General features: G+C 73.1%; 4 protein-coding genes and 3 pseudogenes. All 7 read right to left on the bottom strand.

Annotated elements, in window-relative coordinates:
• Positions 1-56 precede the first annotated feature (56 nt).
• The 7 genes and pseudogenes from WJ438_RS08555 to WJ438_RS08525 all read right to left on the bottom strand — a co-directional run bounded on the left by WJ438_RS08555 (position 57) and on the right by WJ438_RS08525 (position 25,195).
• Positions 57-4,028: an amino acid adenylation domain-containing protein gene (locus tag WJ438_RS08555; RefSeq protein ID WP_406724676.1), complete on the bottom strand. Its 3,972-nt coding sequence runs from the start codon at positions 4,026-4,028 to the stop codon at positions 57-59.
• Positions 4,025-9,541 (bottom strand): amino acid adenylation domain-containing protein, encoded by a 5,517-nt coding sequence (locus tag WJ438_RS08550; RefSeq protein WP_406724675.1) that lies wholly within the window; start codon positions 9,539-9,541, stop codon positions 4,025-4,027. The genes WJ438_RS08555 and WJ438_RS08550 overlap by 4 nt, the downstream gene beginning before the upstream one ends.
• A 172-nt stretch (positions 9,542-9,713) precedes the next feature.
• Positions 9,714-12,049: pseudogene (locus tag WJ438_RS08545) on the bottom strand (condensation domain-containing protein); the annotation flags it as partial.
• 69 nt (positions 12,050-12,118) lie between these two features.
• A pseudogene (locus tag WJ438_RS08540) lies at positions 12,119-17,062 on the bottom strand (amino acid adenylation domain-containing protein); the annotation flags it as partial.
• Between the two features lie 84 nt (positions 17,063-17,146).
• Positions 17,147-18,366, bottom strand: a pseudogene (locus tag WJ438_RS08535) (condensation domain-containing protein); the annotation flags it as partial.
• 50 nt (positions 18,367-18,416) lie between these two features.
• On the bottom strand, positions 18,417-20,411 hold the full coding sequence (locus WJ438_RS08530) for a condensation domain-containing protein (RefSeq protein ID WP_406724674.1): 1,995 nt from the start codon (positions 20,409-20,411) through the stop codon (positions 18,417-18,419).
• Positions 20,306-25,195, bottom strand: a complete 4,890-nt coding sequence (locus tag WJ438_RS08525; protein ID WP_406724673.1) for an amino acid adenylation domain-containing protein — start codon at positions 25,193-25,195, stop codon at positions 20,306-20,308. The genes WJ438_RS08530 and WJ438_RS08525 overlap by 106 nt, the downstream gene beginning before the upstream one ends.
• Positions 25,196-25,260 lie beyond the last annotated feature (65 nt).

Raw genomic sequence — 25,260 nt, 5'->3', positions numbered from 1 at the left:
CTTGCTCCAAGTGGGTGCGCTGTGGCGGGTCGTCGGTACGGTGATGCTCCGGCGGTTCACCGGAGCTCGCGCAACTGCGCGGCGAGTGCCCGGCCGATCTCGCCGATCGGCCCCGGCCGGGTCAGCTCGTTGTGCCCGCAGTCGACGACCTGGATGTCGACCCGCCCCTCCACGAAGGGCCGCCACGCCGCGGCCATCGCCTGCGGGGAGGCGTGGTCCCGGCCTGCGACGGTCAGCATGACATCGCCACGGACGACGCCCAGTAGATCAGGGCTGTACGTGTGGATGATGCTCCTCGACATGTTGGTGCCAACACGGGCGAGCGCGCTGATATGGCGCTTTTCCAGGCCGGCGAGTGCACTGTCCCCGGCCCGCAGGACCTCCATCACCCGCTCGTACACCAGCGGCTCGGTCGGGTCGCGGTCCCCTGTCCGGCCGCTGAGGTCCAACAGCGTGGCCAGCACGTCCTGTTCGTCGTACGCGAGATCCGCGTGCTCCTCGGAGGGGATGTCCGGGTCGGTGTCCAGCACGGCCAACAGCCCGACCTGCTCGCCCGCCTCCTGGAGCCGGGTGGCGATCATGTGCGCGAGGATTCCGCCGAGGGACCAGCCCACCAGGTGGTAGGGACCGGACGGCTGGACGCTGCGGATCCGGTCGAGGTAGTCGTCGGCCATCTCCTGGATGGAGGAGGGCAGTTCCTCGTCGCGGGCGAGACCTCGCGCCTGGAGCGCGTAGATCGGGTGGTCGGCCGGGATGTGCCGCAGCAGTCCCGAGTAGCCCCACCCGATACCGGCCCCGGGGTGCAGGCAGAACACGCCCGGTTTCGAGCCGCCGGGCCGCAGGGGCAGCAGCACGTCGAACGGGTCGTGGTCGGAGCCGGCGGTGAGCTCGGCGGCCAGTGCGGCCACGGTCGGGTTCTCCAGCAGGCTGCGCACCGAGAGCCGCACGCCGAACGCGGCCCGCGCCCGGCTGATCACCCGGGTCGCGAGCAGCGAATGCCCGCCGAGATCGAAGAAGTTGTCGTCGACGCCGACCCTGGGCAGCGAGAGCACCTCGGCGAACAGACCGCAGAGCACCTCCTCCTCGGGGGTACGGGGCGCCCCGCTGCCCAGCGCCCCGGTGAACTCGGGGTCGGGCAGCGCCCTGCGGTCCAGCTTTCCGTTCGGCATCAGCGGAACCTCGTCCAGCCGCACGAACGCGGCGGGCACCATGTACTCGGGGAGCGTGCCGGCCAGACCGGCCCGCAGCGCGTCCGGCTCCAGGCAGCCCGCCGGTCCGGCCGGGTCCGCCGGAACGACGTAGGCCACGATCATCCGGTCGCCCCCGGTGTTCTCCCGCACCACCGACACCGCACGGCCGACACCGGGCAGCGCGGCGAGCGCCGACTCGATCTCGCCCAGTTCGACGCGGAAGCCGCGGATCTTCACCTGGTCGTCGGCGCGGCCGAGGTACTCCAGCGTGCCCTCGTCGGTCCAGCGGACCAGGTCCCCGGTGCGGTACATCCGCTCGCCGGGCCCGCCGTAAGGGCAGGCGGTGAACCGTTCGGCCGTCAGTGCCGCACGGCCCAGGTAGCCGCGGGCCAGACCGTCCCCGGCCACGTACAGCTCACCCGGCACGCCGACGGGAACAGGGCGCAGCGTATCGCCCAGTACATAGACCCTGGTGCCGCGGACCGGCCGACCGATGGGCGGAGTGCCGCACCCCGCGGTCAGGGGCTCGCTGAGCGTGGCCGCGACGGTGGCTTCGGTCGGCCCGTAGGCATTGACCATCCGGCGGCCCGGCGCCCAGCGGTCCACGAGTTCGGCGCCGGTGGCGTCACCGCCGACGACCAGGGAGCGGAAATCGGGCAGCCCTTCCACGGGCACGGTGGCGAGCGCCGCCGGCGGCACCAGGGCATGGGTCACCCGCTGCTCGCGCAGCACCTCGGCGAGGGCCTCGTCACCGAGCGGGCCGGGCGGGGGCACGACGAGCGCGGCCCCGGCGGGCAGCGCGGAGCACAGTTCCAGCACCGAGGCGTCGAAGCTCGGGGAGGCGAACTGGAGCACCCTGGCCGTGCCGTCCACGGCGAACCCCTCCGCCACCGCGGCGGAGAAGGCGGCCAGCCCGCTGTGCTGCACCTGCACACCCTTGGGCCTGCCGGTGGAACCGGAGGTGTGGATGACGTACGCGGGATGACCGGGCAGCAGCGCGGTGGAGCGGTCGGAGTCGGCCAGGTCGTGGGCCGGCAGCGCGGCGAGTTCCCCGGTGACGGCCGGGTCGTCCAGCCGCAGCACCGGGAGCCCGGCCGACAGCGTGCCCTGCGGCAGGGTGACACCGGAGACGGTGACGGCGAGTACCGGCGCCGCGTCGTCGAGCATGAACGCGATGCGCTCGGCCGGGTAGGACGGGTCCACCGGCAGGTAGGCGGCCCCGGACTTGAGCACCGCGAGCTGCGCCACCACGATGTCCACCGACCGGGGCAGCAGCAGGGCGACGATCTTCTCCGGCCCGGCCCCGCGCGCGACCAGCAGCCGGGCGAGCCGGTTGGCCCGCTCGTTCAGCTCGGCGTAACGGAGCAGAACCCCCGGCGCGATGACGGCGTCGGCGTCCGGGGTGCTGCGCACCTGCTCCTCGAACAGCTCGGGGAAGGTCCGGGCCCGCGGCCCGTCGCCGCCGCGGCTCCATTCGTCGACGAGCCGCCGGTGCTCCTGCGGGGAGACAACGTCCAGCCGGCCGACGGCCTGCTCCGGGTCCTCGACCACGGCTCGCAGCAGCGCCTCCAGACGTCCGCCCATCAGCCGCACGGTCTCGTCGGAGAACAGGTCGGGCCGGTAGCTCAGCCGCAGGTGGAGCCGGGGGCCGGGGACGGCCGCGAGACTCATCGGGTAGTGGTTGGCGTCTTCCCCCACCAGCCCGGTGACCCGCAGCTCGTCCGGGTCGCCCGGGTCCTCGGCCGCCAGCGCGGACGGGTCGACGGGGTAGTTCTCCGTCACGGTGAGCGTGTCGAACAGCTCGCCGACACCCTCCTTCCAACCGCCGAGGGACTGTACTTCGGTGAGGCTCAGCTGCTGGTGGCTCATGAGGCCGGACTGCTGCTTCTGCAGCCGGGCCAGGAGCCCCGCCAGCGATTCGGTGGGGTCGAGGGTGACCCGGACCGGCAGGGTGTTGATGAACAACCCGATCATGTGCTCCACACCGGGCAGCTCCGGCGGGCGCCCGGAGACCGTACCGCCGAAGACGACGTCGTCCCGGCCGGTCAGGCGGCTCAGCAGCAGCCCCCACACACCCTGCAGAACGGTGTTCAGCGTCAGACCGTTCGCGCGGGTCCGCGCCGCCAGCGCGGAGGTGAACTCCTCGGACAGGTCCAGCGTGTGGTGGCGCGGCCGGATCGGCCGGCGGGACGGGTCCGCGGGAGCCAGCAGGGTGGGCTCGCAGACGTCCCCGAGTACCTCGCGCCAGGCTTGCTCGCTCTGCGTCCGGTCCTGCTTGGCCACCCACGCCAGATAGTCGCGGTAGGGCGTGACGTGCGGCATCCCGGACGGGTCGCCGTGCTGCCTGTACAGGGTGAACAGCTCGCTGACCAGCAGCGGTGTGGACCAGCCGTCCAGCAGGATGTGGTGGTTGCTCACCACGAGCCGGTGCTCGCGCTCGCCGAGGCGCACCAGGGTGAAGCGCACCAGCGGCGGCCGGTTCAGGTCGAAGCGGCGCGCGCGGTCCTCGGCCAGGGCCCGTTCCAGCGCGGCGGGCCGCTCGTCCTCGGGCAGTCCGCCGAGGTCGACCTCCCGGTAGGGCGGTCGGACCCGGCTGCGGATCACCTGCACCGGGCGCTCCAGGCCCTCGTGCCGGAAGCCGGCGCGCAGGCTGGTGTGCCGGGCGACGAGCGCGGCGACGGCGGCCGTCATCCGCTCGGTGTCCACGATGCCGGTCAGCTCCAGCACCAGCTGCACCGTGTAGACGTCCATCTCCTGCTCGTCGAGCAGCGCGTGGAACAGCAGCCCCTCCTGCAGAGGTGACAGAGGGAGTACGTCCTCGATCGCCGGCTTGGTCATCGGTTCCTCCAGTTGGTGCCGGCATCGGCGTCGTCGTGTCCGTTGTCGTGCTGGTCGTGCCGCGTCCCTCGGTCCTGGTGACCGTCGGACGCGTCAGAACCGTCGAAGTCGTCCTCGAACTCGTCGTCGAAGTCGTCATCGAGGTCGTCACCGAGGCCGTCGATGTCGTGCTGGCTCAGTGACACCAGCGGCAGGTCGGAAGGCGTCCAGCCGCCGGCCTCGGGAGCGGCCGCGTGCTCGGCGAGCATGCGGAGCATGCGGAACCACCCTTCGGCCAGCCCCGCCACGTCCTCCTCGCCGAGGAGTTCCCCGGCCCAGGTCCAGGTGGCCACGAGCTGCGGACCCTCGGGGCCGTCCTGGGTGAAGGCGTTGACCTCCAGCGGGTGCGCGAGCGGCATGGCGTCGTCGGAGCCGCCGCCGAGCCCGCCCGACTCGGGGGCCGGGCCCCAGTCCGCGGCCTCGGCCGCTTCGCCGCCCCCGCCGAGCCGGCCCAGGTAGTTGAACCCGATCTGCGGCGGGGCGAGTTCGGCGAGGACGGTCCGGGTGTTCGGGTTGAGGTAGCGCAGCAGCCCGTAGCCGAGCCCGTTGTCGGGCACCGCCCGCAGCTGCTCCTTGACCTGCTTGAGCACCCTGCCCGCGCCCGAGCCGGTGGCGGTGAGCTGCTCCCAGTCCTGGTGGCCGGTCTCCAGGCGCACCGGGTGGATGCCGGTGAACCAGCCGACCGTGCGCGACAGGTCGCAGGCGGTGTCGCCGCCCGGTCCGGTCCGGCCGTGGCCCTCGAGGTCCACCAGGACACCCCGCGTGCTGCGTCCCCGGCTCTCCTGCCACTCGGCCACGGCCAGCGCGAATCCGGTCAGCAGCACGTCGTTCACCCCGGCGTGGAACGCGGAGACGACGGAGGTCAGCAACGGTTCGGTGTGCTCGCGGGCGAGGGACAGGGTGAGGGTGCGCGCGGTCGCCTGGGTGTCACGCGCCGGATCGAGCGGACGCTCGCCGAGCAGCGGCTCGGCATCGGCCAGCATCGTCGTCCAGCGGCTCAGGTCACCGACGCGTGCGGGCTTGTGGGCCTCCTCGTTCAGCAGGCGGGCCCAGGTACGGAAGGACGTGGGCACCGGTTCGAGCACCGGCTTCCCGCCACCGGCCAGGGCTTGGTACGCCGCGGCCAGATCGGGGGTGATGACCCGCCAGGAGACGCCGTCGACCACGAGGTGGTGGGCGATCAGCAGCAGCCGACCCGGGTGGTCCGGGCCGGCGTTGAACCAGACCGCCTGGACCATGACGCCGTCCTCGGGCGAGAGCCGGTCCCACGCCGCGGTGGCGTGCTCCTCCAGGGCTTCGGCGAGCGTCTCGGCCCGGACCTGGCCCGACGGCAGCGCCACCCGGTGCAGCAGGTCGGCCGCGTCGACCGTGCCACGGTCCGGAACCTCCAGCGACCAGCCGCCGGCGCCGCGCGTCAGCCGCGCCCGCAGCATGTCGTGGTGGTCCAGCAGCGTCTGCAGCGCGGCCGTCAGATGCCCGGCCGACGCACCCGCGGGGACCTGGAGCAGCATCGACTGGTTGAAGCGGTCGACGGGGCCGCCGCGTTCCTCCAGCCAGCGGACGATCGGCGTCGCCCCGACGGTCCCGATCCCGGCGTCCGGTCCCTCGTCGGTCGTGCGGTCGACGACGGCGGCGACGGTGGCCAGCGCCTCGACCGTCTTGTGCTCGAAGATGTCGCGCGGGGTCAGCAGCAGTCCGGCCCTGCGGGCGCGGGCGACGAGCTGGATGGAGACGATGGAGTCGCCGCCCAGGTCGAAGAAGCCGTCGTCCACGCCGACGGTGGGCAGTCCGAGGACTTCCGCGAACAGGCCGCAGAGCAGCTCCTCACGCTCGGTCCGCGCCGCGCGGCCTCCCGCCGCCGCGGCGAAGTCGGGAGCGGGCAGCGCCTTCCGGTCGAGCTTGCCGTTGGAGGTCAGCGGCAGGGCGTCGAGCGTGACGAAAGCCGACGGCACCATGTACTCGGGGAGTTGCGTACGCAGGTGCTTGCGCAGTTCCTCCGGTTCGGTCCGCTCTTCCGCCTCCGGGACGACGTACCCGACGAGCTTGCGCTCGCCCGGCCGGTCCTCCCGGACGACGACGGCGATCTGGCCGACCTGCGGATGCGAGGCGAGGCAGGCCTCGATCTCGCCGAGTTCGATGCGGAAGCCGCGGATCTTGACCTGGTGGTCGGCGCGGCCGAGGTACTCCAGGTCACCGTCCCTGGTGCGGCGTGCCAGGTCGCCGGTGCGGTACATCCGGCTGCCGGGCGGGCCGTACGGGTCGGCGACGAAGCGCTCGGCGGTCAGGGCGTGCCGGCCCAGGTAGCCGTCGGCCAGGCCCGCGCCGGCCACGTACATCTCACCGACGACACCGGCGGGGACCGGAGCGAGGTGCGCGTCGAGGACGTGCACCCGCAGATCCGGGATCGGCCGGCCGATGAGGCTGGCCGTCGCCGAGGCGGCGCCTTCGGCATCCAGTGCGCGGTGGGTGACGTGGACGGTGGTCTCGGTGATGCCGTACATGTTGACCAGGCGGGGGGCGTGGTCGGGGTGGCGGTCGTACCACTCCTGAAGGCGCCAGAGGTCGAGCGCCTCGCCGCCGAAGATCACGTAGCGCAGGGCCAGGCGTGCGCCCAGGTCGGGGTGGTCGGCGTCGGTGCGCATCAGCTGGTAGAAGGCGGAGGGCGTCTGGTTGAGGACGGTGACCTTCTGGTCGGCCAGCAGGGCCAGGAAGTCCTCCGGTGAGCGGGACACCTCGAAGGGCACGACCACGAGGCGGCCGCCGTGCAGCAGCGGGCCCCAGATCTCCCAGACGGAGAAGTCGAAGGCGTAGCTGTGGAAGAGGGTCCCCACGTCGTCGGGTCCGAAGCCGAACCAGGGGTCGGTGGCGGTGAAGAGGCGCACCACGTTGCCGTGGGGGACCACCACGCCCTTGGGGCGGCCGGTGGAGCCGGAGGTGTAGATGACGTAGGCGGCGGAGCCGGCGCAGAGCGGGCCGCCGCGTTCGGCGTCGGTGAGGTCGGTGCCGGGCAGGGCGGCCACGTCGGACAGCACGTGCGGGTCGTCCAGGACGAGGACGGTGGCGGTGCCGCAGTCGACGCCCGCGAGGTCCACCGCGGAGGTGGTGACCACCAGGGCGGGGGCGGAGTCGGCGACCATGTGGGCCAGGCGGTCGGCGGGGTAGTCGGGGTCCATGGGCACGTAGGCGGCGCCGGACTTGAGGACGGCGAGCAGCGCGGTGACGAGGTCGATGGATCTGGGCAGGGCCAGGCCGACGTACCGGCCGGGTCCGGCACCGGTGGCGATCAGGCGGCGTGCCAGCCGGTTCGCGGAGGTGTTCAACTCGCGGTACGAGACCGACCGGTCACCGCACACCACGGCGACCGCGTCGGGTGTGCCGGCGGCGCGGTCCTCGAACAGCTCCGCCAGCGACGGCTTGTCCGTGCCGGCCTGGTCCACCACCGCACCCACGCCGGCGAGAGCGGCATCCCACTCGGCAGCGTCCAGAACGTGCACGTCGCCGAGTGCACGGTCGGGCTCCTCGGTCCAGGTGGACAGCAGTCGGACGAAGCGCTCGACCAGGCTGCCGGCCGTGGACGTGTCGAAGAGGTCGACGGCGAACTCCAGAGCACCCGTGATCCCCGCGGTCGAACCGTCGGGAGTCCGCTGCTCGGTGAGGCTCAGTGCCAGGTCGTACTTGGCGACGTTGTGCTCGACCGGGTGACCACCGAACGTCAGTCCGGGCAGGTCCAGGCCGTCCGCGGCGGCGGCCTGGTTGTGGAAGGTCAGGTTGACCTGGAACAACGGGTGCCGGGCCGACGAGCGCTCCGGGTTCAGGACCTCCACGAGCCGCTCGAACGGAACGTCCTGGTGGGCGTAGGCAGCGAGGTCGGTGTCCCGGACCCGTGCCAGCAGCTCCCGGAGGGTCGGGTTGCCGGAGGTGTCGGTGCGCAGCACCAGCGTGTTGACGAAGAAGCCCACGAGGTCGTCGAGGGCACTGTCGGTCCGTCCGGCGACCGGGGTGCCGATCGGGACGTCCGTGCCGGCCCCCATCTTGGTGAGCAGGGCGGCGGTGGCCGCCTGGAGCACCATGAACACGCTGGTACCGGTGCGGCGTGCCAGCGTTGCGATCCGGGCGTGCAGCTCGGCGTCGAGTTCCAGCGGGACCAGGCCGCCGCGGTGCGAGGAACGCTGGGGCCGCGGCCGGTCGGTCGGCAGCGTCAGCTCCTCGGGGAGCTCCGCGAGAGCGGTACGCCAGTGCTCCAACTGAGCCGAGACCTTGCTGTCCGGGTCGTCCTCGCTGCCCAGCACGTCCCGCTGCCACAGCGTGTAGTCCGCGTACTGCACCCGCAGGGGCTCCCAGTCGGGGGTCCGTGCCAGGCGGCGCGCCGCGTAGGCGGTGGACAGGTCCCTGGCCAGCGGCGCCAGCGAGGCGCCGTCGGCGGCGATGTGGTGCACCAGCAGGTGGAGCACATGCCGGTCGGGAGCGAGGGCGAAGAGGTCCGCCTTCACCGGCACATCGGCCGTCAGGTCGAAGGCGTGGCCGGCCGCGGCGCTCAGCGCGCCGGGCAGTTCGGCCTCGGTGACCTCGGTGACGGGCAGTCCGAGACCGAGGGCAGCGGCCTCCAGCACCAGCTGGCGCGGGCGCCCGTCGGTGTCGGGGAAGACGGTCCGCAGGCTCTCGTGCCGGTCGACCACGTCGCGCAGCGCGGCGGCGAGAGCCTCCCGGTCCAGGTCGCCGGTCAGGCTCAACGCCAGCGGGATGTTGTACGCGGCGCTGGGCCCGTCGAAGTGACCGAGGAACCACAGTCTGCGCTGGGCGAAGGAGAGCGGAACCTCCGCAGGGCGTTCGACCGCGCGCACCGGGGGCCGTACCCCGGACGCCGAGCCGAGCTGCCGGACGAGCGCGGCCACGGTCGGGTGCTCGAAGACGCTGCGCACCGGCAGCTCCACGCCGAGCTCGTCCCGGACGCGGCTCGCGAGACGGGTGGCCAGCAGGGAGTGCCCTCCGAGGTCGAAGAAGCCGTCGTCGATGCCGACGGTCTCCACCCCGAGCACCTCGGCGAACAGGTCGCAGAGCAGCGCTTCCTGAACGGTCCGGGGAGTCCGGCCCGCACCGGTGGCGGTGATGTCGGGTGTGGGGAGGGCGGTGCGGTCGAGTTTGCCGTTGACGGTCAGGGGGAGGGCGTCGAGGGTGACGATCGCGGCCGGGACCATGTGCTCGGGCAGGGTGGTGCGGAGGGCGTCGCGGAGCGTCGCCGGGTCGGCGGGGGTGTGGGGGTCGGTGGTGATGTAGGCGACCAGGCGGCGGTCGCCGGGGCGGTCCTCGCGGACGGTGACGGCGGCCTGGCGGATGCCGTCCTGGTGGCGGAGGGCGGCTTCGATCTCGCCGGGTTCGATGCGGTAGCCGCGGAGCTTGACCTGGTCGTCGGTGCGGCCCAGGTAGGTGAGTTCGCCGGGTGCGGTCCAGCGGACCAGGTCGCCGGTGCGGTACATCCGCTCGCCGGGGGTGCCGTAGGGGCAGGCGGTGAAGCGTTCGGCGGTCAGCTCGGGGCGGCCCAGGTAGCCGCGGGCCAGGCCGGGGCCGGCGACGTAGAGTTCGCCGGTGACGCCGGGGGACGGGGCGCAGGGCGGCGTCGAGGACGTAGACGCGGGTGTTGGTCAGGGGTGTGCCGATGGGCACGGTGTCCGGTCGGGTGCCGGTGAGCGGGGTGCTCATGGTGGCGCAGACGGTGGTTTCGGTGGGGCCGTAGGCGTTGATCATGCGGCGGCCGGGTGCCCAGTCCGCGACGACCTGGGCGGGGACGGCCTCGCCGGCGACGACCAGGGTGGTCAGTCCGGGCAGGTCGGTGGGGTCCATCGCGGCCAGGGCGGCGGGGGGATGGTGGCGTGGGTGACGTGCAGGTGGCGGGCGGTGTGGGCGAGGTCGGGGCCGGGGCGCAGGTGCTCGGCGGTGGCGGTGATCAGGGTGGCGCCGCACAGCCAGGCGGAGAAGACCTCGGAGATGGAGGCGTCGAAGCTGGGGGAGGCGAACTGCAGCACGCGGCTGTCGCTCGTGATGGCGAAGCGGTCGATCTGGGCGGAGGCGAGGTTGCCGACGCCGGTGTGGGTGACGGCGACGCCCTTGGGGCGGCCGGTGGAGCCCGAGGTGTAGATCACGTAGGCCGGGTGGGTCACCTTCAGCGGCGACAGCCGGTCCGCGTCCGTGAGGTCGGTGGCGTCGTGGAGTGCGTGGTCGCCGGGCGGGAGGTCCCCGAGGTGCAGGACGGTGCGTGCGTTGGTCGTCGTGTGCGGCAGCTGGGACAGGTCGCGGGCGAGGACGAGGACCGGGTCGGCGTCGTCGAGGGTGTAGGCGATGCGTTCGGCGGGGTGTGCCGGGTCGATGGGCAGGAACGCGGCGCCCGTCTTGAGGACGGCCAGTTCCGCGACGAGGAGTTCCACGGAGCGGGGCAGCACGAGGGCGACCACGCGCTCGGGTCCGGCGCCGTGGCCGATCAGGTGCCGGGCCAGGCGGTTGGCGCGCTGGTTGAGCTGGGTGTAGGTGAGGGTCTCGCCGCCCGCGTCGAGCAGGGCGGTGTGCGAGGGGGTGCGGGTCGCCTGGGCCTGGAACAGTTCGGGCAGGGTGCCGGTGAGGACCGGGGTGGTGGTGTCGTTCCAGGTGGTGAGGATGTCGGTGCGTTCCCCGGCGGACAGGACGTCCAGGGTGCCGACCCGGGTGTCGGGGTCGGCCACCACCGCCCGGAGCACCCGCTCCAGCCGGCCGATGAAGGTCTCGATCGTGGCCCGGTCGAACAGGTCCAGGGCGAAGTCGACGAATCCGTCCAGCCCGGCCGGCGAACCGTCGTCGACCCTGCGCTCACCGAAGGTCAGGGAGAGGTCGAACTTGGCCGCGCCCGTGTCGGCGTCCTCGTTCCGTACGGTCAGACCGGGCAGCTCGAGGTCGCTGCCACCCGCGTTCTGCAGGGTGAGCATGACCTGGAAGAGCGGGTGGCGGGAGAGCGAGCGCTCCGAAGTCACCAGGTCGACGAGACGCTCGAAGGGGATGTCCTGGTGCGCGTACGCCTCCAGGTCGGTCTCCCGCACGCGGCCCAGCAGTTCCCGGAAGGTCGGATCGCCCGACGCGTCGGTGCGCAGCACCAGGGTGTTGACGAAGAAGCCGACCAGGTCGTCCAGCGCGCTGTCGGTGCGCCCGGCGACCGGGGTGCCCAGCGGCACGTCCGTGCCCGCGCCCAGCTTGCCCAGCCACACCGCGACGGCGGCCTGCAGGACCATGAACAGGCTCGCGCCGGACTCCCGGGCCAGCGCGGCCAGTCCCGCGTGCACCTCGGCGTCCAGCACGAACGGCACCACGTCCCCGCGGTAGGAGGCGTGCGCCGGACGCGGCCGGTCCACCGGGAGGGACAGCTCCTCCGGCAGCCCCGCCAGCGCCTGGCGCCAGAACTCCAGCTGGCCGGAGACCACGCTGGTCGGATCGCTCTCCGAGCCGAGGACCTCCCGCTGCCACAGCGCGTAGTCCGCGTACTGCACCGGCAGCTCGCTCCAGGCCGGTGCCTCACCGCGGCACCGCGCCGCGTAGGCCACCGACAGATCACGCGCCAGCGGACCCATGGACCATCCGTCGGCGGCGATGTGATGCAGCACGAGCAGCAGTACGTGCTCCTGCTCGCCGACCCGGAACAGCGTCGCCCGCAGCGGCAGATCGGTCGAGATGTCGAAACCGCGCGCCGCGGTCGCGTCGAGCGCCGCCCGCAGCTCCTTCTCGCGGACCTCGACGATGTCCAGCCGGGGCGCCGCCCCGTCCAGGACGAGCTGCACCGGGCTGCCGCCGAACTCCCGGAAGACGGTGCGCAGCGCCTCGTGGCGGCCGACCACGTCCTGCAGGGCCGCGCCCAGCGCGGCAGGGTCGAGCACACCGGTGAGCCGCACCGCGACCGGCAGGTTGTAGGTCGCCCCCGGGCCCTCGAAACGGCTGAGGAACCACAGCCGCTGCTGCGCGTACGAAACGGGCAGGTGCTCGGGGCGCGGTCCCCGGGACAGGGCCCTGCGGGCCGGTCGGGCGTCGCCGAGCAGGAGGGCGAGCCCCGCCGGGGTGGGCGTCTCGAACAGGGCCCGGATGGGCAGTTCGACATCGGCCTCGGTACGGATCCGGCTGATCAGACGGGTGCCCAGCAGGGAGTGACCGCCCAGCTCGAAGAAGCTGTCGTCGGCCCCTGCCGGGGCGTCGAGTCCGAGGATCTCCCCGAACAGGCGGCACAGCAGTGCCTCCTGCGCGGTTGCCGGGGCGCGGCCGGGCTCCCCGCCCTGTACCTCGGGCGCGGGCAGGGCCTTGCGGTCCAGCTTGCCGTTGGGGGTGAGCGGCAGGGCGTCCAGGGTGACGAAGGCCGACGGCACCATGTACTCGGGCAGCGCGGCCGCCAGATGCCTGCGCAGCGCGCCGCTGTCCGCCTCCGGGGCAGTGTTCGCGTCCGGTGCGGGGGTGGCGCCGGGGACGGTGTAGGCGACGAGCCGCTTGTCGCCGGGCCGGTCCTCGCGGACCAGCACGGCCGCCTGGGCGACCGCCGGGTGGGAGACGAGCACCGACTCGATCTCGCCGAGTTCGATCCGGAAGCCGCGCAGCTTGACCTGGTCGTCGGCGCGGCCCAGGTACTCCAGGGCCCCGTCGGAGCCCCAGCGGACCAGGTCGCCGGTGCGGTACATGCGCTCGCCGGGCCCGCCGTACGGGCAGGCGGTGAAGCGTTCCGCGGTCAGCGCCGCACGTCCGAGGTAGCCGCGGGCCAGCTGCTCGCCGGCGAGATAGAGCTCTCCCGCCACACCCGGGGCGACCGGCCGCAACGTCGCGTCCAGCACGTACACCCGGGTGTTCCACACCGGGTGGCCGATCGGGACGGAGCGTGCCCCCTCGGAGGGCTCGCAGGTCCAGTGGGTGACGTCGACGGATGCCTCCGTCGGGCCGTAGAGGTTGTGCAGCTCGGCGTCGAACAGCTCGAGGAAGCGGGAGCGCTGGTCGCCGGTGAGGGCCTCGCCGCTGCAGATCACCCGGCGAAGGGACTCCCCGCATCCGGCCGCGGCCGGCTCGGCGAGGAAGGCCTGGAGCATGGACGGCACGAAGTGCAGCGTGGTGACACGTTTGGCGCGGATCAGCCCGGCCAGGTAGACCGGGTCCCGGTGGCCCTCGGGACGGGCCAGCACCAGGGTGGCGCCGGTGATCAGCGGCCAGAAGAACTCCCACACCGACACGTCGAAGCCGGACGGCGTCTTCTGGAGTACCCGGTCGTCGGCGCGCAACCCGTAGCGGTCCTGCATCCACAGCAGCCGGTTGACGATGCCGCGGTGCGGCACGGGCACACCCTTGGGGCGGCCGGTGGAACCGGAGGTGTAGATGACGTATGCCGGGTTGTCGGGCCGGGCGGTGTCCGGCAGCGGTGAGGCGTCGAGCGCCTCGAGTCGGGCGAGCAGTGCCGCGTCGTCCAGTGCCAGCCGGGGGATGTGGAGGTCCGGGTCTTGGGGGAGCGCGGCCGCCGCGACCGTGAGCAGCAGGGCGGGCGTCGCCTCGGTGAGCAGATGCCTGATGCGGTCGGCCGGGTAGTCCGGGTCGACGGGCATGTAGGCGGCGCCGGCCTTGAGGACGGCGAGCAGCGCGACGACGAGCTCGGGGGAGCGCGGCACCGCCACGGCCACCGTCCCCTCCGGCCCGACCCCCTCGGCGACGAGGTGGCGGGCGAGGCGGTTGGCGCGGGCATCGAGTTCGGCGTAGGTGAGGGTGGTGTTCTCGAAGACGAGGGCCGACGCGTCCGGGGTGCGGGCCGCCTGCTCGGCCAGGAGACCGTTCAGGGTGGTGACGGGCACCTCGTGACCGGTGTCGTTGCGGCGTACGAGGAGTTCGTGCCGCTCGACGGGGCCGAGGACGTCGATCCGGCCGATGGTGCGGTCCGCGTCCGCGGCCACGGCCTCCAGCAGCCGGACGAAGCGGGTGGTGAGCTTCTCGACAGTGGTCCGGTCGAAGAGATCGGTGCTGTATTCGACGATGCCGTCGAGTCCGTCGTGGCTGCCGTCGGCGCCGCGCTTCTCACCCAGCTCCAGCGCGAGGTCGAAACGGGCCGAGTGGGTCTGCACCGCGCGGGGTTCGACGCTCAGGCCGGGGAGCTCCAGGGCGGCCCGCTCGGTGTTCTGCAGCGTGAGCATCACCTGGAACAGCGGGTGCCGGGCGAGGGAACGCCCCGGGTTGAGGACCTCCACGAGCCGGTCGAAGGAGACGTCCTGGTGGGCGTAGGCGGTGAGGTCCGTCTCGCGGACCCGGCTCAGCAGCTCCCGGAAGGTCGGGTTGCCGGAGGTGTCGGTGCGCAGCACCAGGTTGTTGACGAAGCAGCCGACGAGGTCGTCGAGGGCTTCGTCCGTGCGGCCCGCGACAGCGGTGCCGATCGGTATGTCCTCACCGCAGCCGAGCCGGTCGAGCAGGGCCGCGAGGCCCGCCTGGAGGACCATGAAGAGACTGCAGCGGCTGTCGCGGGACAGCTGGACGAGCCCCCGGTGCAGCTTCGGAGTGAGCGAGAAGGCGACGACGTCGCCCCGCAGACTCGCCTGCGCCGGGCGCGGACGGTCGACGGGCAGCGCCAGCTCCTCCGGCAGGTCGGCCAGGACCTGCTTCCAGTGGGCGATCTGACGTGCTCCGACGCTGTCCTGGTCGTCCTCGTCGCCGAAGAGCTCGTGCTGCCAGAGGCTGTAGTCGGCGTACTGCACCGGCAGCGGCTCCCACGCGGGGGCCTCGCCGACCCTGCGGGCGGCGTAGGCGGCCGACAGGTCGCGGGCGAGCGGCGCGAGCGACCAGCCGTCGCCCGCGATGTGGTGCAGCAGGAGCAGCAGGACGTGCCGCCGCTCGTCGAGGGCGAAGAGGGCGGCCCGCAGCGGGGTCTCGGCCGCCAGGTCGAACGGAAGGGACGCGGCGTCGGCGAGCCGGTCGTCGAGGTCGTCGTCGGTGGCGGCGACGGGAAGGAGCGGAGCGGCCGGGGACGGGGGCAGAACGACCTGGTGCGGGCGGCCGTCGGTCTCGGCGAAGACGGTACGCAGGCTCTCGTGCCGGGCGACGACGTCGGCCAGCGCCTCACTCAGGGCCTGCCGGTCCAGGTCGCCGTCGAGCTGCAGCACGAGCGGGATGTTGTAGCCGGCACCGGTGTTGTCGAAGCGGCCGAGGAACCACAGGCGCCGCTGGGCGAAGGAGAGCGGGACCTCGGTCGGCCGCGGCCGGGACTCCAGGGCCGGACGGCCGTCCGCGGACCGCTGGAGGAGGGCGGCGAGCCCGGCCGGGGTGGCCGACTCGAAGAGGCTGCGCAGCGGCAGCTCGGCGTCGAACGCGGACCGCACGCGGCTGACCAGGCGGGTGGCCTGGAGGGAGTGGCCGCCCAGGTCGAAGAAGCTGTCGTCCACCCCGACGGACGGGCGGCCGAGGATCTCCGCGAACAAGCCGCAGAGGATCTCCTCCTGCGGGGTGCGCGGGGCACGGCCCATGCCGCCGGCCGCCTCCTCGGGCGCGGGCAGCGCCTTGCGGTCCAGCTTGCCGTTGGCGGTGAGCGGGAGTTCCCGGAGAACGACGAAGGACGACGGCACCATGTACTCGGGGAGCCCGGCGGCCAGTTGCTCGCGCAGCGCTCGGGGCTCGACCGGCGGGCCCTGGACGTCGCGGGGGACGATGTAGGCGACGAGCCGTTTGTCGCCGGGCCGGTCCTCACGGACCAGGACGACGGACCGGTCGACACCCGCACAGGCCGTGAGCGCGGTTTCGATCTCGCCGAGTTCGATCCGGAAGCCGCGCAGCTTCACCTGGTCGTCGGCGCGGCCCAGGTACTCCAGCGTCCCGTCCTCGGAGGACCGCACCAGGTCGCCGGTGCGGTACATGCGCTCGCCCGGCCCGCCGTACGGGCAGGCCGTGAAGCGCTCGGCGGTCAGCGCCGCGCGCCCCAGGTAGCCGCGGGCCAGCTGCTCGCCCGCGAGATAGAGCTCTCCCGCCACACCCGGGGCGACCGGCCGCAACGCCGCGTCCAGCACGAAGACGCTCGTACCGTCGACGGCCCGGCCGATGGCCGGGACACCCGTACCCGCGACCAGCGGTTCACTGAGCGTCGCCACGACCGTGGATTCGGTCGGGCCGTAGGCGTTCACCATGCGGCGGCCCGGTGCCCAGCGGTCCACCAGGGCGGCGTCGGTGGCGTCGCCGCCCACGATCAGCGTCCGGAAGTCCGGCAGGTCCATGGCGGGGACCGTGGCCAGTGCGGCCGGCGGGATCAGCGCGTGCGTGATGGCGCGGTCCGCGAGGACCCGGCCGAGCGCCTCGTCGGCCAGCGGGCCGGGCGGGGGGACCACCAGGGCCGCGCCCCACGGCAGGCTCATGCAGAGTTCGAGCACCGAGGCGTCGAAGCTCGGCGACGAGAACTGCAGCACCCGGCTCCGCGGACCGACCGCGCACCGCTGGGCCAGCACCGTCGCGAAGGCCGCCAGGCCGTGGTGGGAGACCACCACGCCCTTGGGACGTCCCGTCGAGCCGGACGTGTAGATCACATACGCCGGGTGATCCACGGTCAGCTCCGTCGGCCGGTCCGTGTCCACCGGGTCCGTCACCGGCTCGGCGGCCAGGTCCAGCCGGTCCAGGACCACCCGGCCTGCCGTCGCGGACTCGGGCACACGGTCCGCCTCGTGGCCGGTCGTCACGACCAGCACCGGCTCCGCGTCCTCGAGCATGTAGGCGATCCGGTCGGCCGGGTAGTCCGGGTCCACCGGCACGTACGCGCCGCCCGCCTTCATCACCGCCAGCCGGGCCACGACGATGTCCACCGAGCGCGGCAGCAGCAGGGCGACGATCCGCTCCGGGCCCACGCCCCGCCCGATGAGGTGGTGGGCGAGCCGGTTGGCCCGCTCGTTCAGCTCCGCGTACGACAGCGAACCGTCGTCGGACACGACCGCCGGGGCGTCCGGGGTACGGGCCACCTGCGCCTCGAACAACGCCGGGAACGTCGCGGCGGGCGCCTCGGGCCGGGCGCCCTGCCACACCCGCAGCAACTGCTCCCGTTCCGCGCCGGTGAGGACGTCGAGGCGGCCCAGGAGCTGCTCGGGGGCGTCGGTGAAACTCTCCAGGATGTGCTGGAGCCGCAGGCCGATGAGCTCCATCTGTCCGGCGGTGAAGAGATCCGGGCGGTAGCCCATGCGCAGCCGCATCCGCTCGCCGGGGAGGATCGCCAGGCTGAACGGGTAGTGGTTGTCGTCGGTGGTGTGCACGCCGGTGACGCGCAGTCCGTCCACGGGCTCGGAGAAGCTGTCGGTGTCGACCGGGTAGCTCTCGAACGCGGTGATGGTGTCGAAGAGTTCGCCGCCGCCGAGGAGGGACTGGATGTCGGAGAGGCCGTAGTGCTGGTGGTCCATCAACTCCGACTGCTCGTCCTGGAGACGGCGCAGCAGGTCGGCGACGGACTGCCCGGTGTCCAGGCGGACGCGGACCGGCAGGGTGTTGATGAAGAGGCCGACCATGTTCTCCATGCCGGCCATCTCCGGCGGGCGGCCGGAGACGGTGCTGCCGAACACCACGTCGTCCCGGCCGGTGAGACGGCCCAGCAGGACGCCCCAGGAGGCCTGCACCACGGTGTTGGCCGTGAGGTCGTGACGGCGCGCCAGAGCCGCGACCGCCGCGGTCAGCTCCTCGGAGAGCTCGTGGTGGTGGTAGTGCGGCGGCTCGGTGGCGGCCGCCGGGGCGGCCGGAGCCAGCAGGGTGGGCTCCTCGACCCCGGCGAGGGCCCGGCCCCAGGCCTTCGCCGCCTCGTCGCGGTCCTGCGCGGCGGCCCAGGCGAGGTAGTCGCGGTACGGCGTGACCCGCGGCAGCCCGGTGTCGTCACCGCCCTGCGCGTACAGGAAGAACAGCTCCCGCAGCATGATCGCCATCGACCAGCCGTCGAGCAGGATGTGGTGGTTCGCCAGCACGAAACGGAACCGCCGGCCGAGAGCCGCACGAGGCTGAAGCGCACCAGCGGCGGCGCGGTCAGGTCGAAGTGCTGGGCACGGTCGGCGACCATGAGCGCCTCGAGGCGGTGCGGCTCGTCCTCGGCCGCCACGTCCGTCAGATCGATCTCCTGCCAGGGGAGCTCCACCTCGCGGGGAATGATCTGCACGGGCTTGTCGAACCCCTCGTGCAGGAACCCGGCGCGCAGGTTCGCGTGCCGCCGGAGCAGGGCGGCGGCGGCCGCCTTCAGGGCCGCCACATCCAGATCGCCCTCGAAGTCGAAGGCGATCTGACCGCCGTACACGTCGAGCTCCTGCTCGTCGAGCAGGGCATGGTACAGCATGCCCTCCTGCATCGGTGACAGGGGGAGGACGTCCTCAAGTCCCGCACCATTCATGACGACTTCCTCCACGTGCTTTCCAGAAGATCGAGTTGTGCCTGCGACAGGTTCACCAGCGGCATGTCCGACGGCGAGTGGCCGCCCGACTCCGGTGCGGCGGCGTGCCGGGCCAGCGCCTCCAGGGCGTCGAACCAGTTGTCCGCCAGATCCCGCATGTCCCGCTCGGGGAACAGCCCGTCGGGCCAGGTCCAGGTGACGTTCAGTTCGGGACCTTCGGGAAGGTCCCTGACGAGGGCGTTGATTTCGATGGCGTGTGCCAGTCGGGTGTCCGGGTCGCCGGCGGCGGCTCCGGTCAGGGCAGCCGATTCCGGTGCCACGGCCCAGTCCTGGCCCTCGGCGCCCGGAGCACCGATGCGCCCGAGGTAGTTGAAACCGATCTGGGGGTCCGGGTACTCGGCCAGCAGGGGGGCCGTGGCCGGGTTGAGGTGGCGCAGCATGCCGTGACCGATGCCGTGGTCCGGCACGGCTCGCAGCTGCTCCTTGACCCGCTTCACGGCGCGTCCCAGAGCCGCGCCGCCGGTCCTCACCTCGTCCGGGTCGAGCTGCCCGGGGTCGAGCCGTACCGGATACACGGTCGTGAACCAGCCGACCGTACGGGACAGGTCGGCGCCACCGACCACGTCCTGGCGGCCATGGCCCTCGAGGTCGACGAGGACGGCTCCGTCCTCGCCGAGACCCCGGCGGCGACGCCACTGGGCCACGGCCAGAGCGAGCCCGGTGAGCAGTACGTCGTTGACTCCCCCGTGGAACGCGGCCGGGACGTCGGTGAGCAGCGGCTCGGTGCGGTCGGCCGGCAGGCTCAGGGTGAGCGAGCGTGCTCCGGCCGCGGTGTCGGACTCTGCGAGCGGGCGTCCGCTGAGAGGTGCCTCCTCCTCGGACAGCATCTCCAGCCACAGCTCCACCTCGTCCTCCCGCTCGGCGGCGGCCTCGGTGAGGCGCTGCGCCCAGCGGCGGAAGGAGGTTCCGGTCGACGCCAGACGCGGCTGTTCGCCGTCGGCGGCGGCCTGCCAGGCAGCGGCGAGGTCCGGGAGCAGGATGCGCCAGGACACGCCGTCGACGACCAGGTGGTGGGCGGTGATCAGCAGCCTGCCCGGGGCCGACGGCCCGGCGTCGAACCAGACCACCCGGAGCATCCGTCCGGCGGCCGTGTCGAGTCCGCGCCAGGCGGCCTCCGCCTCCGCGGCGATCAGTGCCTCCAGGTCCGCACCGGTGAAGCCGCCCGTAGGGACACGGACGACGGCCTCGGTGGCCGGGACGCTGCCGCGGGCGGGTATCTCCAGCGACCAGGGCGTGCCGCCCTCGCCGCGGGTCACGGTCATGCGCAGTGTGTCGTGGTGGTCCAGGACGGCCTGGACGGCTGTGGTCAGGTGCTCCAGGCCCAGTCCGGCCGGTACCTGCACCAGCATCGACTGCACGAACCCCTCGGTGGCCCCGCCGTGCTCTTGGAGCCAGCGGATGACGGGGGTGGCCGGCAGGGTGCCGATACCGGCGTCCGGGTCCTCGGCGGGGGTGTCCTTCGCCTCGCGGACCACGGGCGCCAGGGCGGCGACGGTCCGGTGGGTGAAGACGTCCTTCGGGGAGAACACCAGGCCGGCGGCGCGGGCGCGGGCGACGAGCTGGATGGAGACGATGGAATCCCCGCCGAGGTCGAAGAAGCTGCTGTCGACCCCGACTTCGGGCAGTCCGAGCACTTCGGCGAAGAGCGCGCACAGTGCCTGCTCGACCGGGTTGCCCGCCGCACGGCCCGTCGCCTGCGCCGAGAAGTCCGGTGCGGGCAGCGCCTTGCGGTCGAGCTTGCCGTTGGCCGTCAGCGGCAGCGCGTCCAGCAGGACGACGGCCGCGGGGACCATGTACTCGGGCAGGGACCGCCCCAGCTGTTCCCTCAGCACCGCGGGCTCCGGGGCGGCGCCGGCGGCCGGGACCGCGTAACCGACCAGGCGGCGGACACCGGGGGTGTCCTCACGGACCACGACGGCGGCCGCGGCCACCTCGGGCCGGCGGTCAGCGCGGACTCGATCTCGCCGAGCTCGATGCGGAAACCGCGGACCTTGACCTGATCGTCGATCCGGCCCTGGTACTCCAGCAGCCCGTCCGCCGTCGTCCGCACCAGGTCGCCGGTGCGGTACAGGCGGGAGCCGGGCTCCCCGAAGGGGTTGGCCACGAAGCTGCCGGCCGTCAGGTCGGGTCGGCCCAGATACCCGCGGGCCAGTTGGTCGCCCGCGAGGTACAGCTCACCGGTCACCCCCGGCGGGACGGGCCGCAGGTGTCCGTCGAGGACATGCAGCCGGGTGTTGCGTACCGGCCGGCCCACCAGGGGCTTCTCGCTCTCCGACAGCGGTAGGAAGACGCTGTCGATGGTGGCCTCGGTCGGGCCGTAGAAGTTGTACGCGGTGGTGCGCGGGGCAGCGCGCAGACGTGACCACAGGTCGGGGCCGAGGGCCTCGCCGCCGAGCATCAGCACCGCCGGGTGGTGCCGGCCGTCGGCCAGCATGCCCGCCTCCACCAGCTGCCCGGCGAACGCCGGGGTGAGGTCGAGGAAGTCGACGCGTTCCCGGTCGATGTAGCCGGCCAGAGCCTCCGGATCGCGACGGGTGTCGTCGTCGATCAGGTGGAGTTCATGGCCGTCGAGCATCCACAGCACGCCGTCCCAGGCGGTGTCGAAGGAGAACACGGCCGTCAGCGCCACCCGGAAGCGGCCTTCGGGGCTCTCGGCCCGCGCGTGCCGGTCGAAGAGCGTCTCCTTGTGGCCGAGGAACAGGTTGACCAGGCTGTGGTGCGGGACGACCACGCCCTTGGGACGGCCGGTGGAGCCCGAGGTGTAGATGACGTACGCCGGGGCGGCGGGAGTCAGCGGCGCGGTGCGGTCACCGTCCACCACGTCCTGCGGACGGGCGGCGGCCAGTTCCCGGCCGGTCTCCTCCGTGTCCAGCACCAGGCGCGGGATGCCCGCGCCGAGACCGTCGGCCGTGAAGCGGGCGTCCCCCTCGCTGTCGGTCAGCACCACCGCGGGCGCGGAGTCCTGGAGCAGGTAGGCGATGCGGTCCGCCGGAAGCCCGGGGTCAACCGTCAGGAAGGCGGCACCGGCCTTCAGCACCGCGAACATCGCGACCAGCACCTGGGGGTCGCGCGGCAGCGCGAGCGCGACGATCCGCTCCGGTCCGACGCCCCGCCCGATGAGCAGCCGGGCCAGCCGGTTGGCCCGCTCGTTGAGCTCCGAGCAGGTCAGCGTGGTGCCGTTGAAGACGACGGCGGTCGCGTCGGGCGTGCGGGTGGCCAGGCCCTCGAGCAGCGTCTGGACGGGGTGCCCGGGCACCGGGTGCATGAGCGCGTTCCCGCCGGCGAGCGCCGTCTCGCGCTCCTGCGCGGTCAGCACGTCCAGTCGGCCGACCGGACGGTCCGGGGTCTCGGCCACCGCTTCGAACAGCCCGGTCAGCCGGGCCGCCAATGCCTGTGCGCGGTCCTGCGGGAAGCGGCTCGGAGCGTACTCCAGCCGCAGCCGGAGCCGATCCCCGGGCAGCGCCGCGAGCGTGACGGGGTAGTGGGTGGCGTCCGCGCCGTCGACGTCGGACACCCGCAGCCCGGTGCCGGGGAGTTCCAGCACCCCGGCGTCCATCGGATAGCTCTCGAACACGGTGAGGGTGTCGAAGAGGTCACCGATGCCGACGAGGCCCTGGATCTCGGAGAGCTGCACGTGCTGGTGCGGCATCAGCCCGCTCTGCGCGGCCTGTACCCGGGTCAGCAGGGCGGAGACGGTCTCCGCCGGGTCGACGGTGATCCGTACCGGCACCGTGTTGATGAACAGGCCGACCATCGACTCGATGCCGGGCACCTCCGGCGGCCGGCCGGAGACGGTGGCGCCGAACACCACGTCGTCCCGTCCCGTCAACCGGGCCAGCAGTACCGCCCACACGCCCTGCACCACGGTGTTGAGCGTCAGTCCGGTCCGGCGGGCCCACTCCTGGAGCCGCGCGGTCAAGTCATCCGACAACTCGAAGGGCAGCTGCCGCGGCACCTCCGCCTCGTGGCCCGTTCCCCGGGCCGCGGAGTCGTCAGGGACCAGCAGCGTCGGCTCCTCCACTCCGTCCAGCGCGCTCCGCCAGGCGTCCAGGGCCACGGCGCGGTCCTGCTCGCCGACCCAGGTCAGATAGTCGCGGTACGGGGTGACGCGTGGCAGGTCGCGGTCGGCGCCGATGTTCCGGGCGTAATGGGTGAACAGTTCGCCGAACACGATCGGCATGGACCACCCGTCGAGCAGGACGTGGTGGTTGCTGAACACCAGCCGGTGGTGCTCGTCGGCCAGCTTCACGAGGGTGAAGCGCAGCAGGGGCGCGACGGCCAGGTCGTAACGGGTGGCGCGGTCCTCGGCGAGGATCCGCTCCACCCCGGCCCGCTGCGCCGCCTCGTCCAGTCCGCTGAGGTCGGCCTCCTGCCAGGGCAGATCCACGCCGGCGTGGATCACCTGGACCGGGCGGTCCGCGATGTCCAGGCGGAACGCGGCCCGCAGGTTGTCGTGGCGCGCCAGCAGCGACTCGGCGGCGGTCCGCAGAGCACCGGCGTCCAGCGGCCCGTCCAGCCCGAAGGAGAACTGGACGCTGTAGACGTCCGGTCCGCCCTCGTCGAACATCGCGTGGAAGAGCAGCCCCTCCTGGAGCGGCGCGACCGGCAGGATGTCGGACGGCGCGGGGTGCGCCTCCTCGATCCGGTCGATCTGCTCCTGGCTGAGCTCCACCAACGGCAGGTCGGCCGGGGTGAAGCCGCCCGCTCCGGGCAGGGCGGCGTGCGCGACGATGTCCCGCAGCGCGTCGAACCAGTCGGCCGAGAGCGCCCTGACGGCGGCCTCGTCCAGCAGGCCCTCGGCCCACACCCAGGTGACGGTGAGCTCGGGACCCTCGTCCTGCCCGTCGAGGACGACGGCGCTGATCTCCAGCGGATGCGGTACGGCCATCGCCTCGTCGGCGATGCCGGTACCCACCAGCAGGTCCGACTCGGCAGCCAGGGCCCAGTCGGCCGGCCCGGCGGTACCGCCCATGCGGCCCAGGTAGTTGAAACCGATCTGCGGTACGGGCAGCTCGGCGAGCACGGACCGTGCCCCCGGGTCGAGGTGGCGCAGCAGACCGTAGCCGATGCCGTTGTCGGGCACCGCCCGCAGCTGTTCCTTGACCCGCTTCACCGCGGCGTCGACACCGTCGGTGCCCGCCTCCAGACGCACCGGGAACAGGCTGGTGAACCAGCCCACCGTCCGCGACACGTCGACGCCGGCCAGGACGTCCTCCCGGCCGTGGCCCTCCATGTCGAGCAGCACGTCGTCACCGTCGAGGCCACGGGCCCGGCGCCACTTGGGCAGCGCCAGTGCCAGCCCCGCCAGCAGCACCTCGTTCGCCCGGGCGTGGAACACCTGGGACACCTCGCCCAGCAGCGCCGAGGTCACCTGGGCCGGCAGCGACACCGACAGCGACCGGGCGGTCCCCATGGTGTCGCGGGCCGGGTCGGCGGGACGGTCGCCCAGCAACGGGTCGGGGCCGGTCAGGGTCCGCTCCCAGAAAGGCAGTTCGCCGGTGCGCTCGGCCGTGTGAGCGGTGAGCTCCCGGGCCCAGGTGCGCAGCGAGGTCGGCACCGGGTCGAGCTCGATCCGACGGCCCGCGGCGGCGGCCGCCCCCGCGGTGGCCAGGTCGTCCAGGAGGATGCGCCACGACACTCCGTCGACCACGAGGTGGTGGGCGGTCAGCAGCAGCCGTCCGGGAGCCTCGTCCCCGGCGTCGAACCACACGGCCCGCAGCATGACGCCGTCCTCGGGGGCGAGGGCCGCCTGCGCCATGTCGTGGTGCCGGACGATGGTCTCCCGCAGGGCGGCCTCGTTCATGCCGAGCGCGTCGGCACGCCGGATCAGGGCGGTGGCCCGGACCGCGTCGCGCGGGAGCACCTCCAGGGACCAGCCGTCGGCGCGGCGGTGCAGGCGGCTGCGCAGTGCGTCGTGACGGTCCAGGAGGGCCTGCATCGCCTCGGTGAGCTGGTCCTGACGCGTTCCCGCGGGGATCTGCAGCAGCATCGACTGGCTGAACCGGTCGGTGGGGCCGCCGAGTTCGGAGAGCCAGGCGACGATCGGCGTGGTGTCGACAGGGCCGATGCCCGCGTCCGGGTCCTCCGCCGCGTGCGCGGTGGCGGCCTCGGCGACCTCCGCGAGCGCGGCGACGGTCCGGTGCTGGAAGACATCGCGGGCGGTGATGCCGAGCCCGGCCTTGCGGGCGCGGGCGACGAGCTGGATGGAGACGATGGAGTCGCCGCCGAGGTCGAAGAAGCCGTCGTCGACGCCGACGGTCTCCACCCCGAGCACCTCGGCGAAGATCGCGCACAGCGATGTCTCCGCAGGCCCGGAGGGTGCCCGCCCTGCGCCCGAGGTGCTGCCGTAGGTGGGTGTGGGGAGGGCGGTGCGGTCGAGTTTGCCGTTGACGGTCAGGGGGAGGGCGTCGAGGGTGACGATCGCGGCCGGGACCATGTGCTCGGGCAGGGTGGTGCGGAGGGCGTCGCGGAGCGTCGCCGGGTCGGCGGGGGTGTGGGGGTCGGTGGTGATGTAGGCGACCAGGCGGCGGTCGCCGGGGCGGTCCTCGCGGACGGTGACGGCGGCCTGGCGGATGCCGTCCTGGTGGCGGAGGGCGGCTTCGATCTCGCCGGGTTCGATGCGGTAGCCGCGGAGCTTGACCTGGTCGTCGGTGCGGCCCAGGTAGGTGAGTTCGCCGGGTGCGGTCCAGCGGACCAGGTCGCCGGTGCGGTACATCCGCTCGCCGGGGGTGCCGTAGGGGCAGGCGGTGAAGCGTTCGGCGGTCAGCTCGGGGCGGCCCA

It is taken from the genome of Streptomyces sp. GD-15H, assembly GCF_045291515.1.
Lineage (GTDB): Bacteria > Actinomycetota > Actinomycetes > Streptomycetales > Streptomycetaceae > Streptomyces.
Note: the sequence above shows the minus strand (reverse complement) of the source record. Positions and strands in the feature narration are given on the sequence as shown.

What these genes read in the sequence shown, in the direction of transcription:
- WJ438_RS08555 (WP_406724676.1), bottom strand. Translation starts at nt 4,028, where the DNA reads ATGACCAAGCCGGCGATCGAGGACGTACTCCCTCTGTCACCTCTGCAG.
- WJ438_RS08550 (WP_406724675.1), bottom strand. Translation starts at nt 9,541, where the DNA reads ATGTACCGCACCGGCGACCTGGTCCGCTGGACCGCACCCGGCGAACTC.
- WJ438_RS08525 (WP_406724673.1), bottom strand. Translation starts at nt 25,195, where the DNA reads ATGTACCGCACCGGCGACCTGGTCCGCTGGACCGCACCCGGCGAACTC.